Origin of the sequence: Bradyrhizobium sp. BWC-3-1 (genome assembly GCF_032917965.1) — a bacterium.
GTDB lineage: Bacteria > Pseudomonadota > Alphaproteobacteria > Rhizobiales > Xanthobacteraceae > Bradyrhizobium > Bradyrhizobium canariense_D.
This window is the reverse complement of record NZ_CP136625.1, coordinates 4869772-4883748: the sequence shown is the minus strand read 5'-3', so window position 1 is coordinate 4883748 and position 13977 is coordinate 4869772. Positions and strand designations below refer to the sequence as shown.

15 protein-coding genes are annotated in these 13977 nt (G+C 59.2%); 9 read left to right on the top strand and 6 right to left on the bottom strand.

The features are described from left to right. The first annotated feature begins 572 nt into the window (after positions 1-572). On the top strand, positions 573-1463 hold the full coding sequence (ligD, locus tag RX329_RS23690; RefSeq protein WP_317244365.1) for a non-homologous end-joining DNA ligase: 891 nt from the start codon (positions 573-575) through the stop codon (positions 1461-1463). Positions 1464-2069: 606 nt separating this feature from the next. After that, positions 2070-2399: a hypothetical protein gene (locus RX329_RS23685; protein WP_317244364.1), complete on the top strand. Its 330-nt coding sequence runs from the start codon at positions 2070-2072 to the stop codon at positions 2397-2399. Positions 2400-2961: 562 nt separating this feature from the next. On the opposite strand, the gene RX329_RS23680 is transcribed toward RX329_RS23685, so the two are convergent. After that, positions 2962-3840 carry an AraC family transcriptional regulator gene (locus RX329_RS23680; RefSeq protein ID WP_317244363.1) on the bottom strand — a complete coding sequence of 293 codons (879 nt, stop codon included), beginning with the start codon at positions 3838-3840 and terminating at the stop codon, positions 2962-2964. A 255-nt stretch (positions 3841-4095) separates the two neighbouring features. On the opposite strand from RX329_RS23680, the gene RX329_RS23675 reads away from it, so the two are divergent. The 4 genes from RX329_RS23675 (at position 4096) to RX329_RS23660 (ending at position 6424) form a co-directional block, all read left to right on the top strand. Next, positions 4096-5382, top strand: coding sequence for a hypothetical protein (locus RX329_RS23675; RefSeq protein ID WP_317244362.1), 1287 nt, complete (start codon positions 4096-4098; stop codon positions 5380-5382). Further along, positions 5369-5545, top strand: a complete 177-nt coding sequence (locus RX329_RS23670) for a hypothetical protein (RefSeq protein ID WP_317244361.1) — start codon at positions 5369-5371, stop codon at positions 5543-5545. Before RX329_RS23675 ends, RX329_RS23670 begins: the two co-directional genes overlap by 14 nt. A gap of 62 nt (positions 5546-5607) precedes the next feature. Then, the gene (locus RX329_RS23665) at positions 5608-5844 is read left to right on the top strand and encodes a hypothetical protein (protein WP_317244360.1); all 237 of its coding nucleotides are present in this window, start codon (positions 5608-5610) and stop codon (positions 5842-5844) included. A gap of 310 nt (positions 5845-6154) precedes the next feature. Continuing rightward, the gene (locus RX329_RS23660; protein WP_317244359.1) at positions 6155-6424 is read left to right on the top strand and encodes a DUF6894 family protein; all 270 of its coding nucleotides are present in this window, start codon (positions 6155-6157) and stop codon (positions 6422-6424) included. A gap of 785 nt (positions 6425-7209) precedes the next feature. Here RX329_RS23660 and RX329_RS23655 read toward each other — a convergent pair. Then, the gene (locus RX329_RS23655; RefSeq protein WP_317244357.1) at positions 7210-7479 is read right to left on the bottom strand and encodes a hypothetical protein; all 270 of its coding nucleotides are present in this window, start codon (positions 7477-7479) and stop codon (positions 7210-7212) included. A 214-nt stretch (positions 7480-7693) separates the two neighbouring features. Between RX329_RS23655 and RX329_RS23650 the strand changes: the two genes are divergently transcribed. Both RX329_RS23650 and RX329_RS23645 read left to right on the top strand, forming a co-directional pair. Further along, complete coding sequence (locus RX329_RS23650; RefSeq protein ID WP_317244356.1) at positions 7694-7915, top strand: hypothetical protein; 222 nt, start codon at positions 7694-7696, stop codon at positions 7913-7915. 2 nt (positions 7916-7917) lie between these two features. Beyond that, positions 7918-8139: a hypothetical protein gene (locus tag RX329_RS23645; RefSeq protein WP_317244354.1), complete on the top strand. Its 222-nt coding sequence runs from the start codon at positions 7918-7920 to the stop codon at positions 8137-8139. Positions 8140-8298: 159 nt separating this feature from the next. Here RX329_RS23645 and RX329_RS23640 read toward each other — a convergent pair whose 3' ends face one another. From RX329_RS23640 to RX329_RS23630, 3 genes are all read right to left on the bottom strand, one after another. Beyond that, the gene (locus RX329_RS23640) at positions 8299-8703 is read right to left on the bottom strand and encodes a hypothetical protein (protein WP_317244353.1); all 405 of its coding nucleotides are present in this window, start codon (positions 8701-8703) and stop codon (positions 8299-8301) included. Between the two features lie 711 nt (positions 8704-9414). Continuing rightward, on the bottom strand, positions 9415-9837 hold the full coding sequence (locus RX329_RS23635) for a hypothetical protein (protein WP_317244352.1): 423 nt from the start codon (positions 9835-9837) through the stop codon (positions 9415-9417). A 17-nt stretch (positions 9838-9854) separates the two neighbouring features. Continuing rightward, positions 9855-10076 carry a hypothetical protein gene (locus RX329_RS23630; RefSeq protein ID WP_317244351.1) on the bottom strand — a complete coding sequence of 74 codons (222 nt, stop codon included), beginning with the start codon at positions 10074-10076 and terminating at the stop codon, positions 9855-9857. Positions 10077-10780: 704 nt separating this feature from the next. Between RX329_RS23630 and RX329_RS23625 the strand changes: the two genes are divergently transcribed. Beyond that, positions 10781-11035 carry a hypothetical protein gene (locus RX329_RS23625; RefSeq protein WP_317244350.1) on the top strand — a complete coding sequence of 85 codons (255 nt, stop codon included), beginning with the start codon at positions 10781-10783 and terminating at the stop codon, positions 11033-11035. A gap of 81 nt (positions 11036-11116) precedes the next feature. Here RX329_RS23625 and RX329_RS42005 read toward each other — a convergent pair whose 3' ends face one another. Continuing rightward, a complete protein-coding gene (locus tag RX329_RS42005; RefSeq protein WP_410706048.1) occupies positions 11117-11623 on the bottom strand; it encodes a hypothetical protein in 507 nt (168 codons plus the stop codon). Positions 11624-13977 lie beyond the last annotated feature (2354 nt).

Sequence of the window (13977 nt, the reverse complement as noted above, 5' to 3'; positions counted from 1 at the left end):
CAACGAGCCAGGCGACGGCTTAAGCTCCTCCAAGCCCGCTTCGATGATAGCAAGTTCGTCCTGAACGGCTTGAATGGCGTTCGCGGGATCGATACCCGAGACGGCCTGCAGCTCGCCCAGCATCTTGCGCCGATGCGCGAGCAATTCTGCGAGAGCGCGTCGATCCTTGCCCCTCACATGACCTGCGACAATCAACTCCATGACTTTTGACATTCCGCATCATCTCCGCAGCCAATCATTGGTGCAAGCAAACTCCCGCCAAGCCGACCTGCGTTGTCGGTACTGATCTCCTGCCGGCGGGCGCGCCGCAGCGGCGTTGGTACCGAGAAGGATTCACCACCGCGTTCGCTTCCTGTTCGGCTGCCGTTCTCGTTGACGTTGAAAATACAACCTGGAATCGCGATTGCGGTTGTATGAGAGAACGCCCGGGAACGCCGCTTCGGCTGCGCGGTTGGAGAGTCACGAATAAGGTATGCCCCGTCGTCGGCTCCCCAACACCGGCGGCGGACTTTTTGTGAGTTGCGTTAGTGGCAAAGCGTACCCGGGCACCGGCCAAGAAGCCGCAGGCTGCCATGTCGGGCTTCATCAGCCCTCAGCTTGCGACCTTGAAGATGAAAGCTCCTTCGGGGGCTCAGTGGATTCACGAGGTCAAATACGACGGCTACCGCGTCCAGCTTCACATCGACGGCGACGACCGGAAAGCCTTCACTCGTAACGGGCACAACTGGGTCAACAGGTTCTCGGTCATTGCTGGTGCCTTCGACATTCCGGGGCAGGCGATCGTCGACGGGGAGGTGGTCGTCATCCATGAGGGGCGAACCAACTTCTCCGAACTCCAGGCGGACCTCGGCAGAGGCGACCAGGACCGGCTGGTTTACTTCGCCTTCGATCTTCTATGGTTGGACGGCAAGGACCTTCGCAGAATGGCTCAGCTTGCCCGCAAGGAGCTGCTGAAGCAGCTGATAGACGAGAACGGGCTTGAAGCCCCCGTTTTCTACAGTGAGCACCATGAAGGTGACGGGCAGGCGCTGTTCGAGGCGGCCAGCAAGCTGAACTACGAGGGCATCGTCTCCAAGCGGGTTGATGCGCCGTACCGGTCGGAGCGGGTTGAAGCCTGGCAGAAGATCAAGACCATCCAGCGCGAGAAATTCCCCGTCGTTGGTTTCGTCAAGGACCCGTCCGGCGTCGCCGCGCTCTACCTCGGCAAGCAGGAAGGGAAAGAGCTGCGGTACATGGGGAAGGTCGGGACGGGCTGGAGCCGGACGAAATCGGCAGAGATCCGCAAGGCTCTCGATACCGTCGTCAGCCCGAAGCAAAAGCTCACGAAGCGCATCAAGAAGCCGAAGGCGACCTGGGTCGAGCCGAAGTTTTACGCCGAGATCGAATACCGGGACATCACCTCTGAAGGCCTGCTTCGAGCAAGCTCCTTCAAGGGGCTCAGAAAGGGAACGCAGCGTTCCTGACGGCGTTTTCTCCACGTGTGAGTGGAGTACCGGTATGCCGGATCGCGTAACCCAGGCGGTAAAAGAAGCCCAAGCCATCCTGGCTCGCTATGTCGAGCCTGGCCCGAGGGACTGGAGAAGACGATCATTGACCTGCTGACCGTTCTTGACGATGAGCGGCTTGTCCAGGCGATGGAGGAGGAAGATGAGCGACAATCTCACCAAGCGGGACCAGCGCGACCGTAGCAAGATCAACATGCACGAAGACCTCTAGGTCAAGTATTGGACCAAGGCGCTTGGTGTCTCCAGAGACGAGCTGCAGAGGACAAGGTAGGCAATTCGGCCGCCGCGGTTCGCAAAGAATTGTCGGCGTAACCAAGGCGCGCGGTATGCTTGGGACCCGTGCACCTGAAATGGCGCTAAGCAGAGCCTACTGACTGCCTACCTGGAGCCCCCGGACATGGTGAAAAATGAGGGCAGTCACAGCCTATGAGCACCGTACGCTAACGCGACATGTCCCCTGTTTGAAACGTGCCAACGCCACAGTGACAAGTTTTCAGCAGTTTCGCGGAAATGTTCGGAGATGCGCACGTTGATGCGGTGGCAGGGTCTAGATGGAGAACAGCCATGCGAAAGCTTTCCTTGGCATTTGTTGCCGCGTTGCCACTCATTTCGATACCCGCTGCCGCGCAGCAAACGGGCGCGACGTCTCAGGCTGGTGTGAACCAAAACGTGCAAACTGAAGCCGACAAAGGCATCAAAACCCGCAACTCCGGTGAATCTGGCTATGTGGCCAATCAAGACAAGCCTGGCGCGGCTTCTCATGCGCCCGGAGAGACAACCAGCACGGCAGGAGCGACAACCGGTAACACGACACCCAACGATCAATCAAAGATCAACAGTTCGCAGGCCGACTACAATGCTTCCCTAAAGGACGGCTCCGCGCCGAAAAGATAGCGAAGCGAGACTGCTTGGAGAACAGGCGCTGCGAAGTTTCGAAACACATTGGTGATCGCTCGTTTCGCCAGCGCCGTAAAAACTGAACTCACGAGGGCCCTCGGGTTCGCCAATTAGGCCTTCGAGGGTGAAGAGTTGTCGGCCTTAGGCGAGAGCGACGTCTGGAGGCTCTGGCTGCGATGGAGATAGAGGCTCGAGGCCAATGAAACCATAGTCCAGCCTCATTTGAGACTGGAATCGCCGATCAATATCTCTCGCGCGCTAGAGCGGGGAGACTGCGAGACGTGGCGAATGAGCGGCGACGTAACGTCTATGCTGCGCAGATATTGGTCGACGGCAATCCTGTGCGGTGCAAGGTCCGATACCTCACGGATTGCTCTGCGATCGTCCAAATCGATAGCGCGCCTATCGTGCCCGCGGCATTTGGGCTGCGCGTTCCAAGTGCTGGCTTGAATATTGATTGCTCGGTTGTATGGCGTGATGAGCGCCGTCTCGCTGTGAAGTTTCTGAACTGAAGCTGCGCAAATATCCAACCACCGCGCGACGATGTTTGAGCGCGCCTTTATCTATTCTCGCGGCGAAAGGCACTTGGCGTGACTCCCGTCAACTTTACGAACACGCGGTTCAGCTGGGACGCATCGCTAAATCCAACCGCGAGGGCCACGTCGGCAATCGATAGATCGCGTCTCGACAACATCTCTTTTGCAAGGCCGATCCGCTCGGATAGCACATACTGATAAGGCGAAAGCCCAACTGAACGTTTAAACGCCCGAATAAAGTGGAACGGGCTCAACCCTACCAGACTCGCTAGCTCGGATATCGCGATTCCTTTCGAAATGTGAGCATGAACGAATTCTTTGATGCGTTTCAATTGAAGTGCAGTTAGACCTCCGCTAGCTGGGCTCGGTTGCGCGTACTTTGGATTAGCGGCGAGCGGTAGTTCCCACAAAAGCAGTAGTCCGAGCGTCTCCGCATATGCAGGATCGTCTATGCCAGAGCCATCTAAAATGCTTTGGAGCTTTTCGAGGGTAGCTTTAAGATTGTTATTCTCGAAATACAGAGATGGAGGAATACTCGAGATATCGCTTGCATGGTGATCTGAAGAGGGAGGGGTGAAATGAACTGCAAAGATCGACGACACCCGACCTTTGAAACTATTCCAACCTTCCACGGAAGATCCGAGCGGCACGAATGTCAATTTATCTCGGACGTCGGTAAGCGTCGAACGGCTCCCCCCATTTATAGTCGTCTCGCCATCAGAGCGAACAAAATCATGCAGCGCCAAATAAGCTGCATCTCCCTTTACCCGGTACCCCAATTCCGTTGGCTGAATCCGAACAAGCTCGGCCGAGAACCACGACCAAGACATCCGTCTAACTAAAAACGGATAGTGTGCATCAGGGTGACGCTGATGCCACTCGATTTTAGCGCCCGACTCCAAACTACTTCCTCTAATACACAGTCTGTTTCGAAAAGCACATTGATGGCTGTTTCGAAATGTCAAAAATTGCGCGAGTTACGAAAAATTGCTCTAGACCGCGTTTGGATTGCAGCTCTTTATCATCACAACTTGCGCCTAATATCGATTCTTGCTGCGAAATTATTTCGGCCGTGGTCCTTCTGTTGCAGATCAAACGAGTGACTTGTACCGGAGTATATTGTCGCGCAGCGCGAGAAACAATTTTAGGTCGTAGAAGTGCTTAAGTTCGCCAAGGGCCACTGGCTCTTTGTTTTGCCATTGGCGAATTTCGCCGTTTTTTACACCGGCCAGAATGTTCTCGGCCTGCTTTGGGCGTCTCCCGATCTCGTCGTCACCTTCATTGGCGCGCTGACGCTCTCAGTGGTGAGCTATGTCATTGCCTATCTGCTGATCCCTGTCGAATGGGCGGGGTTGATGTTGCGCGCGGAGTGGCCGCCGAAGGCGCTTGAGTGGCTGTGTCTGGCCATCTTAGCTGGATTCATCCTGGTGATGGCGCTGGCTTGCATCACGGCGGAGCACATTCCAGTCATCGAGGCTTTCAAGGGAGCGCCGTCGGACCAGCTGTTCGGCGATCGCAACAATTTCCTGCGCGAACGTGTGGGGCCGGGCCAGCTGCTCAACTACAGCCATGCGATCCTGACGCAGGGCCTGATGCCTTTCGCGCTAACCTATGCTTTCTATGCGCGCTTGCGCTGGCGATTCTGGGCGCTCGCCCTTCTGGCCATGGCCCTGGCCACGACGCTGGCGAAGTCGGCCTTCATTGCGATCGCCTTGCCGTTGATCGCTCTGTTTATAATGCAGAAGCGTTGGCGCTCGGCTGCGGCCACGTTTGCCGGTTTCGTCGCAAGCATCGCGCTGATGTCCGTCCTCGCCAGCGGCGTGGTCGGCGCCTGGATGGCGAAGGCGGAGGGACAGAAGGTCGCTGTGCGTCAGGTGGAGCTGCCGGCGGACACACCAGCGCAATACAACGCATTCGGCGAGCGCAACGTGGTGGCGCTGCTGACGAACCGCGTCGTGTGGATTCCCTATGCGACGGCTCTCGACTGGTTTCGTTATCAGCGGGAGCGTCTTGGCGGCGGCTATGTCATGGGCCGCTCGATCCGTCCCGTGGCGATGCTAATGGGCCGTGAGCGGCTCCACCTCGAGAAGGAGGTGGCGGCGCTGCAATGGGGCGTTTCGGCCGGAACGACCTCTAACGCAGTGTTCTTTGCGGACGCCTGGCTGAATTGGGGTGTGCTCGGTGTGATCATCTATTCGGCCTTCTTCGCCTGGACGATACGGATGATCGAGACGACGGAGTTTCAGCCGTTGCTCGCGGCGGCGGCCCTGCCGGTTTGGCTAGCCTGCGTCTCGGCCCTCACGCCGGTTTATTTCTCCGGCGGGCTCGGCTTTCTACTGTTGTCGGCAATGACGCTGCGCGCGCCAGCAGTAGCCCTGCAGGTGGCGGAGCGGCGCCGGGCGGCACCGATCGGTCCGGAGGAGCGCGACAATGCGCCAGCCTGATAGTTGCGGCCGCGTGCCTCCCGCGCAGCCGGTCAGTGTCGCCGAGGCGTGGGTGATCGCCCGACTTGCGTTATGTGCCGGCATCGCTCTTGGCTTTGGATGGGGCGTTGCCGTCGCGCTCGGCACTGGCCGGATCGGCGCGTGGCTTCGCGGCCAGCTGTGAGGAGCTGGGATGCGCGTGAGCGGCGCCGCCGAGTGAAAAGAGATCTGAGGGAATTTCGCTGGTTGGAGAAACTTTGCGTCAGCGAAGCCGAATTCGCTACATCGGATCCCGCGCGCGTCGGACTGCTAAAGGTGGCCGAGGACTTGCGGCGCGCTTCGGCTGAGCTCGAGGCCGAATACGGGCAGCCCGCGGCCATGGCGTGGACGAACCCAGGAGTTCTGTCGCTCGTCAGCCGGTTCGCTTGGACGCTGCTTCTCACCAGCCTCATCCTGTTCGTGGCGCTTTACCTGCCTTGGTAGTTCCGACCGAGAGCGCTCCATCAGTGCGGGATTCGGTCATATTGCACGATATAGGCCGGCCTGTCGCCCTAGTGAAGAGCGAAGCGATCTCCTCCAGGTTATCATCCTCTTCGGATAAACGCCGTCGATTCCGTGCTCAATCATGCCGGAGGAAGCGATGGAGGTGAATGCGAGGCGGTGCTGAGGTGAGGGTGGCAACCAGCGCGAGGCCGCTTGCTAGCGCCGCTGCCGTTGACCCTGTCTTTTTCGACAGGTGCGGGCCGTCCTGAGATGTGGACATGATCGCGGCTAAAGGACGAGGGCCGCGGACATGCGACATTACTATTTTCCGATCTTACACAACGGCGAGACACAGGCGGACGATGTGGGAGAGCTATTTCGCTCCGCTGAGCTAGCTATCCAGTACGGCGCCCGCGTCGCTCGAGACATCGCCAGCGATCCCGATTGCGACCATGATGCGGGCACGATCGTGCTCGTCGTTGACGGCTCCGGTGCTGAGGTCGCGCGGCATAGAGTTGAAGAGCAGCCGAACGATGGAGGCCAGCCAAGCTCAGGCCGCGAGGAGGGGCCGGCGGCGTGAGGGACCGCAGTCGCGAGTTAACAAGACGAGGGGATTTTGGTCCCAGTTGGCCGGTTAATCAGGTGGAGCGCAGGCGGTGCGTGTGTTGGGTCCTCGCTGAATGTGAGCCGCAGAACGGGATCTCCTCCAGCCTGGAAAATTGCTCATTACGCGCGGCCTCCTCATTAGCTTCATCGATATTGGGCGGATTGCTCTGAACCGCTGACCACGTGAAGGCGGAGCTTGACGACGCCCTCGGTCATGCCAACGAGCTGCTTGATGAAGAGCGCGCGGAGGTAGCCGCCAGACGGTCGGCGGCGGTTCTGCGGGCGGCGGAATAACCCGCCTGCATCTGAAATCGTTTCGACTTTTGGCGCGTGCCCCCGCCGGCTCGGGCCTTCCGCAGGCGAACCAGAACAAAAGGGAGGAGAGCGCTGCCGGGCTCGAAATGCCAGTCCCCCCGGCAGCGCTCTTGTCTCAGACTGGGCACTGAAATCCCACTCCGGCTCAAATCGGCAATGATTATGCGGCTGATGACCGCCTTGCTCGCCCGCCGGTCACGCTGGCGCCGTATGCACAGGAAGGCGTCCGCCGACCTCCTCAGCTGTGGCACCGCGCCAAAGTGCGAGAGCAATTCCGCCTCTTCGTCCGGCAACCATGGACGCCTCGATGCGCGATTGTTCGTCTTGTGCGACGCCCCCAACGCCTAAGTCCGCGGCGGCGCCGGGAGCCGCGGTGGGTCGGGAAACCGAGTTGGCTGCTCCGAGCGCGGCGGCGCCGGCAAGCGGCTGGTCTCTGGCGCGCGATTACCGCGCGTCATCCACGCTGCCAGACGAGCGTAGCTTCGCCTGAGAGCCGGAACGAACCAAGCAGATGCGTCCTCGTGATCCATGCCGCAGGAGAATATCTATGAACCATTTAGGAAAGATTGCCGGTTGTTCCTGATTTGTAACTGATCGTAAACCATGCGATGGCAACAAACGGCCATGGAAGCCGAACACCCGCTTGAAGCGATAGGTCAAGACATCGGTCAGGAGGAAAGGCGCAGGCCCCTTCTCAATCAGCATCACCGGCAAATGCTCGATCCTCTTCGTGACCGCGATTGGGTGTCTTCTTCGAAGCTTACCGACCACCCCGGAACAAAGCTCGCCCTTCTACGAAACGGATGGATGGAGCGACGCTCAACCGGCAAAGGTGTCGAATATCGTTTGACCGAAGCCGGCCTGACAGAACTTAGCCGCCCCCGATAATCCGCAAACCCGGTGGGAAACGACCAACGTGTCACAGGCCATGGAATTGATCGTCGCTAGCTACGTCAAGGTGCGGGACCGTCGCGCGCTGACGGAGTTGCTGGCGCATCGGTGCAAGGTGCTCGCTGAACTGCAAGCTGTATCAGGCATCAACCCCGAAAACGCAGTAAGGGCGATCCAAGACGAACTGGCTGTGATCGAAGCTGGCCTCGAAGAACTTAAACCTCCGCCCGGTTCGCTCCCTGAGAACGACTGGAGCTAGGGATGCGCGTTAACAAGATCAATTGGGACAAAATCGGCCGGGTGACGGAGCCGGGTCGATACAGGTGCTTTTTCGGATATCTCACCGTCACGCCTGACGACCTCGATGTGTGGGCACGCTATCCGGACGCGGCGTTTACTTTGGTCACGAAAACGGCGGATGAGCAGTCAGTTGGCGAAGAATATCGTCTCGGCGCCTTCGATATCGGAAATCCTGAACAGTAGGACGCACGCGATCGCCACCTGCGACACTGCCTCTATCGGCGCGGTCTCCAATAGGATCACGTTCGGCGCTACCTCGCGGATCGTGAACGGAACCGCTAGCGGTCGAGAACCCGAGGCATTGGCCCGGCCCCATCGTGATCTGTGGCTGCGCGAGCCCCTCTATTCAGACCGCTTTGCCACTTCGGCTGCGAGCAAATTCCGCTCTTGCAAATGAGCCTTCTGGGTCTCAATCAGGGCATCGAGGATGGAAAACGCGAGAGCGAGATCGCGTCCTTCGCGCTTGAGGTGGGCGATGACCCTCTCTTGCTGACTGATGAGTTGCTCGCCTTCGCGAAGATAGCGTTCGGCGACGATCAAACGCGCGCCCAAATTCGATAGCCGCCGCTCCTGCCTCCGCTCCGGCTCAAACCGGGCGAGACGCCGAGGACCGCACCAAACCTCGACTGGGTCGTTCGCCACCGCGGCAGAGCCCAGCTGTAGAGCCTCTTCGGCGTTATTGCAGTCGATTTCGTGCGCGTTCAGCGTGCTACCGCAGTCGTCGAGCGTGAAGATATAGCAGCGCATCGAAGTTTCGCAGCTCTTGTTCAGTCACGAATTCCGACGAAGACCCAGACGTTCCTTCATTGGGCATTCACTGGCTCAGTACCTTCAGACCTTCCGTCGCGGCTTATCGGTTCCCGAATTAACTTCCAGCGAGGACATCAAGCTTAATCCGCGGTTTCGATTGCACCGGGGCTCCTGAGCGCTAGCCTCCCTGCACCGGACATTGCGCCGTCCGGGTCCACCATGCCGAGGCCGTCGCGCCAAGATACTCGACGCGGCGGCTTCGTTTATCCGTTGCAACGCTATGAGCTTCATTTGGCAAATAAGCCCGACGGTGACCGGTCCGATCTCATTGAGATGCGACGACAGATCACAAACTTGCGCTCGCAGCACTCTGACAATCTTCTCGTCACATCGCGATTGAACCGCTTTCTCGTGAAGATTGCTTTTCTCTCAGAGCCAAAAGATGCGGCGCACGCTCGACATCTTCAGTCTGAATTCGCTCGGACGCTGCGTATTGTTGACGAAATCGTCTCACGAGGCCGGTCCACGAAGCGGCCAAAACGTAGTTAGGCCGCGGCCCAAGTAACACTAACGCACGGACGTTCTTGCGCTGATCCGGCCCTGCGCAGATGCTGGATGCAGTCGCGAAGTCGTCCTCGTTTCGCGTATCGGCGCCTTCGCGGCGAGGGGCCGCCGTCCCCCAGGTCTGCGGCCCCGCCCATGGGCGACCTAGTAAGCACGCCGCACTACTCGGGGCAGAGATGGCAATCTCAGAGTAAACCGGTGGGCAAGCGCGAGCACTGCGGCTTCGTCGGTTTCGAGCGCGATCTTCTGGGCGAGCATCACATCGCCAGCCGCCAGTGGACTTTCCGGAACGAAACACCAGCCGATCGCCGGCTGCCCTGATGCGTCGAGCTCTACAACATTGCTCAGGGTACCATATTGAACTCGATATCGTCTGCCGGTGTGAGAACCGGTGACTTCGAAATAATTGTTGGCATCGAATTGCGCGCGCTGCTCTGGAGATAACCAATCCCGCAGCAGACGCCGCGAACGCGCTTCCGGTCCATTTTGCTCAGTGGAGCTCCGATAAAGCTCACGGAGGGCACGGAAGCGCGTTCTGTTAGCGTCGCTGCGTCTGAACGGAAACATTGTCGCATCGCGATAGCTTAGCCGCCGACGAGACGCGGATAGAATAGTGTCTCATCTGCAGTGGGATCAAACGACCGTGTGACCTTCAGTTCACTGCCCGCCTTTCGCGTCGCGGCAGTAAACCCCTGATCAGCGAGCTGCTTAAATCGCCGTTCAGCCTCGGCGAGGCCCTTCGGATCAGTTTGTTCAAAGTAATGTCTGCAGTCGCCTGTGTGGTCCATAACGATCTGGGTAGCCATGGAAGAAGCTCCTCGTTCCATTAGCCCGCTAAGAGGAAGAAGAACCTCGCGGCTCCGAATAGTGTTCCCATTCTCGCCAAATTTCCTCGCACAATTTCGATCCGTCGGTCCCTGCCGCCGTCCTTCAGCCGACGTCGCTTGCACAAAAGGCCCCGGCGGGGTAAGGGATCGCGTTAAACGTGACGCAAGGCCCTAGGCCCCGAGCTGGACGGTGTTTCAACACGTCGCGTACCAACCCGCCAGGAAATGGAATGAGCGGCCATTGCGCGTTTTCCGCGTTGTCGTTCGCGGCGGTAGGTTTGGTCGCAGCTGTAGTATCGGCGACGGCCTTTTCCACCTCGGCGCGCACTCGCCGCGGTGCGGGCGGCGTCCTAAATCGCCTTGCATGACAAAGCTCGCACCGGAAGCGCGTCGGTGAACGGCGGCGTGGCAGGTTCTCGCTGATCGGTTCTATCATGTGCCGCAAGCCACCACCCGGGGCGTCTCAGGCTTGGCGGCAATATTCGCGTGTCAGATCACACGGGCCTCATATGTCTTGCGGAAGAATCGGGCCAAATCCCAGTCGATCGTGCGTGGCCGCGTCACGCTCGCGCGTCAGGTAGTCCGCCAGCAGTATCACGGCGAGGTGGTCGCTCGGCTCGATGCGCTCTTAGAGGTAAGCTTGCGAGCGGCTTCAGCCTCAATTGCGAGCCGGCAATCTCGGCGTGGCCACCGGCGAGGAGCCGCTCAACGACCCCATCGCTGATTACCTTGACACCGAAGCGCCAGCCTCCACGCGGCCGCCGCTCAAACGGGCCATGTTGGAGCAAACGCAGGAAATAGCGCTCATTGTAGTTCTTCTGGTCGGTCATTACTTAGCCCCGCCCCGTGCCGGCGAGCAGGACCGTGATTTAGCGCTTGCGATAAGTCAACCGGTCCGCGACGACATCTGCGGTTCCGGCCGGCAAGACGATCTCTAGGCACCGCGAAGCCGGGATCATGGGCGTCCCTGAGCGTGCCTCCTAGCCCGCGCGGGCCAAGTGCCAGCACCAGGGCGATGATCAGGAAAACGCAACGCCGATGCGTCCTTCCGACCGCCACACCGCTCGACAGGAAAGCTGGGACTGCGCGCTCGGAATGATCAGTGTGAACTCGTGCGGAATGCCAGATGCGCTGGGCACGTCCAGATTGGCGCCCAGATCGGAGAAGTTTCGGATGACGCAACTGAAGGCGCCTCCGGGAAACTCGATGAGTGCCGACTTGAATACACGTCGACGGCGAGCGGTTCGCTTTTCCATGGGGACGGGTTTTAAGCCAGCTTTTCTTACAGATCGATAAAGCTGTCGCGGAAAGTCGCGGCACAATTTGGAGGCCAAATACAGAAATCGTTTACTTAGGGCTGGTCGGACAAAGTGAGCCGAGCCTGCGCCACCATTCGCTTTTTTTGGCCAGCCGACGGAAGTGCGGCCGCCCGACCGGAGCAGAACCGGCATTTTTTCGGTTCGCTCGCGGATCGCCCGGAATTCGTAGAAGACTCGCTCGATGCGCGCAGAATCCGAATCAGACATGTGGCGACGATGCAGCCGCCCGAAGGGGAAGCCATTAAAGTAGGTTGCCCCCCCAAAAAATTCTGAAATCGATTAACCCAGGTCAGTGAACAGCGGATGCTCAGGAGGCGGAAACCGCGCGGCCTGTTCGTGTCACGCTGGCTGGTTATCTCACCAAAGGTAATCTTCATCTACCGACCAGCGGCGCGCGTAGGCCGGGTTCAACGCCCTGCCTCCACGTCCTCATGTGGCTGTTCTTCCCAGACCAACTCGCCGCATTCGCATTCGAAGATCCGGAGGAAGCCGGGTGGCTTTGAGTTCCAAATGCGCTCTATAACCCGTGTCGGTCGGTCGCACTTGGGACATCGGACGGAATCTTGTCTTGATGTCATAGGCACGTCTCGCCACTACGTGGGCAGACTCTGGACGCAGCTTTATGTTCCCAAGGAAGCCCGGCCGAGCAAGGCAAGGCCGCGCGGCTTAGAGACGGCCCCGGCTGGATTGCCTGGGGGGTCAAGGCCGGGGCCGCTCCGCCAGCTCGAAGAAGAGAGCTAGCGAGACAGCAAGCCGGGAAGTGATGCTAGGTTCCTACGGCTTTCAGCAGCCGCACGTAGGTACCGCTCTCGTGCAGCTCCAGCCAGCCCTTCTCGACAGCGCGCCTGATGCCGGCGCCGAACTCCGGGCCGCTTCCCTTGAGCGTGTAGAGGAAGGGATAGTTGATCTTCTCAATGTGGATGCGCCCATCCTGGACCGGCTCGATGCTCGGCGAGCTCGATCAGCTTGCGGGCTGCGGCTTGTGGATCGGCAAAAGGGCGTTCGGTGACGTGCTTCATCGCTGGAATCAAAACCTCAGGCGCCCATGCTTGGCCTGAGTTGCCCGCGACTGTGATGCCAGTTCGGGACGATATGCACAGATCCTGCGGCGCCGCACGCGGAGCAGACCAGGCGCAAGCCGACGCGCGACCACGGCTGACCCTGCGGGAGTGCGTCGAGCCGCACGTCGACCCTGCGATCGCAGCGCCCGTTTAGGCATTGGATGCTGCAGGTCACATGCCCGTCAGCCAACCATTCCGCAGGAGAGCGGGGCGGATAATGGCCGACCCATTTCGTGTATCGACGAGCACGCATGCCGCCATCAAAGCGGCATCGTAAGTCGTTCGCAAATTATCGATGCCTAGTGGGTTCAACGGCGGGCGAGCCACTGCGTGTCGTGGGTGTGGACAGGCGTCGGTTCACGCTGGCTGGCGACTCTGCTAGCCTAATCGTGTGATCGGTGCCCGCCGATCGCCAACATCAGTCAAAACTCCCGCCGGCTCACAAGGTCGGCGGCTTTTCTCTCGATCCCTCCTTACCCGAGCTTGGTAAGGAGCTCCGGAACGTCATCGAAGGTAATGATACTCAGCGTGAGCCATCCGGCGATCAAGCCGAGTATTATGAGCAGGGTGCGCGTCCAACGTCTCATTATCCACTTTTCGTTCGGCTGGCTCATTTAAGGTCGGCGGTTTTCATTGGCGCTGTCCGATGACAGAATGATCAATGGCCAGGATCGGGCGGCATGTCCAATGGGAGCAATCCCTAAAACCGTCCGGCGAGTGCATCTGCTCGTGTTGAACTCCCGGCCACTCAGATCAACGCGGCAATTGCGTCAATCGACGGGCTGGTCGACGGGGTACTTCCTGGCCAACCGATCAAGAGGCTCGTGTGCCTCGGCCTCGGTAAGTTCGCGGAAGCCGAGCACCTGTGCCCCCGATCGCTTCCGGTAGACATCGAGGTTGTCCCGCCAGATCTCGGCAGTAGGACCGCGCAAACCGCGAAGCCAGACTAAGCAAACCACTGGTGCCTCAGTTGGCTCTCGAATACTGCTGTTGCTCGCAGTTTTCCAGAATGACGGACAATCTCAAGTCCTTGTAACCCTCATCGAAGAATACGGAATACGTTGGGCGTGGCTTGTCGGGCAACGGGTTCGCCTCTCGCAGGCAGACAAAGTAAACTCCTGGCCCGTGGTCAGCCTTCCGTAGGGCTGAGACCTCAACCGGCATAGCTAGCTTTGCTGCTTTGGCGGCAATCTGAACGCCCTTTTCTATCGTTTCTTGGTTGGGTGCTTGCACCGGCTGTAACTCTGGCACTGGCCCCGACGTATCGGCCCAAATTGAAGAGCAGGCAGTCAGGAGCAAGCATAACAAAGGGCTGTAACGCATTAACAATCGAACCCGCGGTGGAAGTCGTCGCAAGATATAGGATCAGTCACCGAGCACGGCTAGTCACATGGGGACTACCAAATTGCCGATCCGTTTAACCTGGTAAAGCGCGAGCTGCTGCGCGCCCGGGGTGGAAAAGCCATGACCGGCCGATTCACGCTGGCGGCGATTTAGCAA

Bases quoted from the DNA above. Each gene is read 5' to 3' on its own strand.
- ligD (WP_317244365.1), top strand. From the start codon at position 573: ATGTCGGGCTTCATCAGCCCTCAGCTTGCGACCTTGAAGATGAAAGCT.
- RX329_RS23685 (WP_317244364.1), top strand. From the start codon at position 2,070: ATGCGAAAGCTTTCCTTGGCATTTGTTGCCGCGTTGCCACTCATTTCG.
- RX329_RS23670 (WP_317244361.1), top strand. From the start codon at position 5,369: ATGCGCCAGCCTGATAGTTGCGGCCGCGTGCCTCCCGCGCAGCCGGTC.
- RX329_RS23660 (WP_317244359.1), top strand. From the start codon at position 6,155: ATGCGACATTACTATTTTCCGATCTTACACAACGGCGAGACACAGGCG.
- RX329_RS23650 (WP_317244356.1), top strand. From the start codon at position 7,694: ATGGAATTGATCGTCGCTAGCTACGTCAAGGTGCGGGACCGTCGCGCG.
- RX329_RS23645 (WP_317244354.1), top strand. From the start codon at position 7,918: ATGCGCGTTAACAAGATCAATTGGGACAAAATCGGCCGGGTGACGGAG.
- RX329_RS23640 (WP_317244353.1), bottom strand. From the start codon at position 8,703: ATGCGCTGCTATATCTTCACGCTCGACGACTGCGGTAGCACGCTGAAC.
- RX329_RS23635 (WP_317244352.1), bottom strand. From the start codon at position 9,837: ATGTTTCCGTTCAGACGCAGCGACGCTAACAGAACGCGCTTCCGTGCC.
- RX329_RS23630 (WP_317244351.1), bottom strand. From the start codon at position 10,076: ATGGCTACCCAGATCGTTATGGACCACACAGGCGACTGCAGACATTAC.
- RX329_RS42005 (WP_410706048.1), bottom strand. From the start codon at position 11,623: ATGTCTGATTCGGATTCTGCGCGCATCGAGCGAGTCTTCTACGAATTC.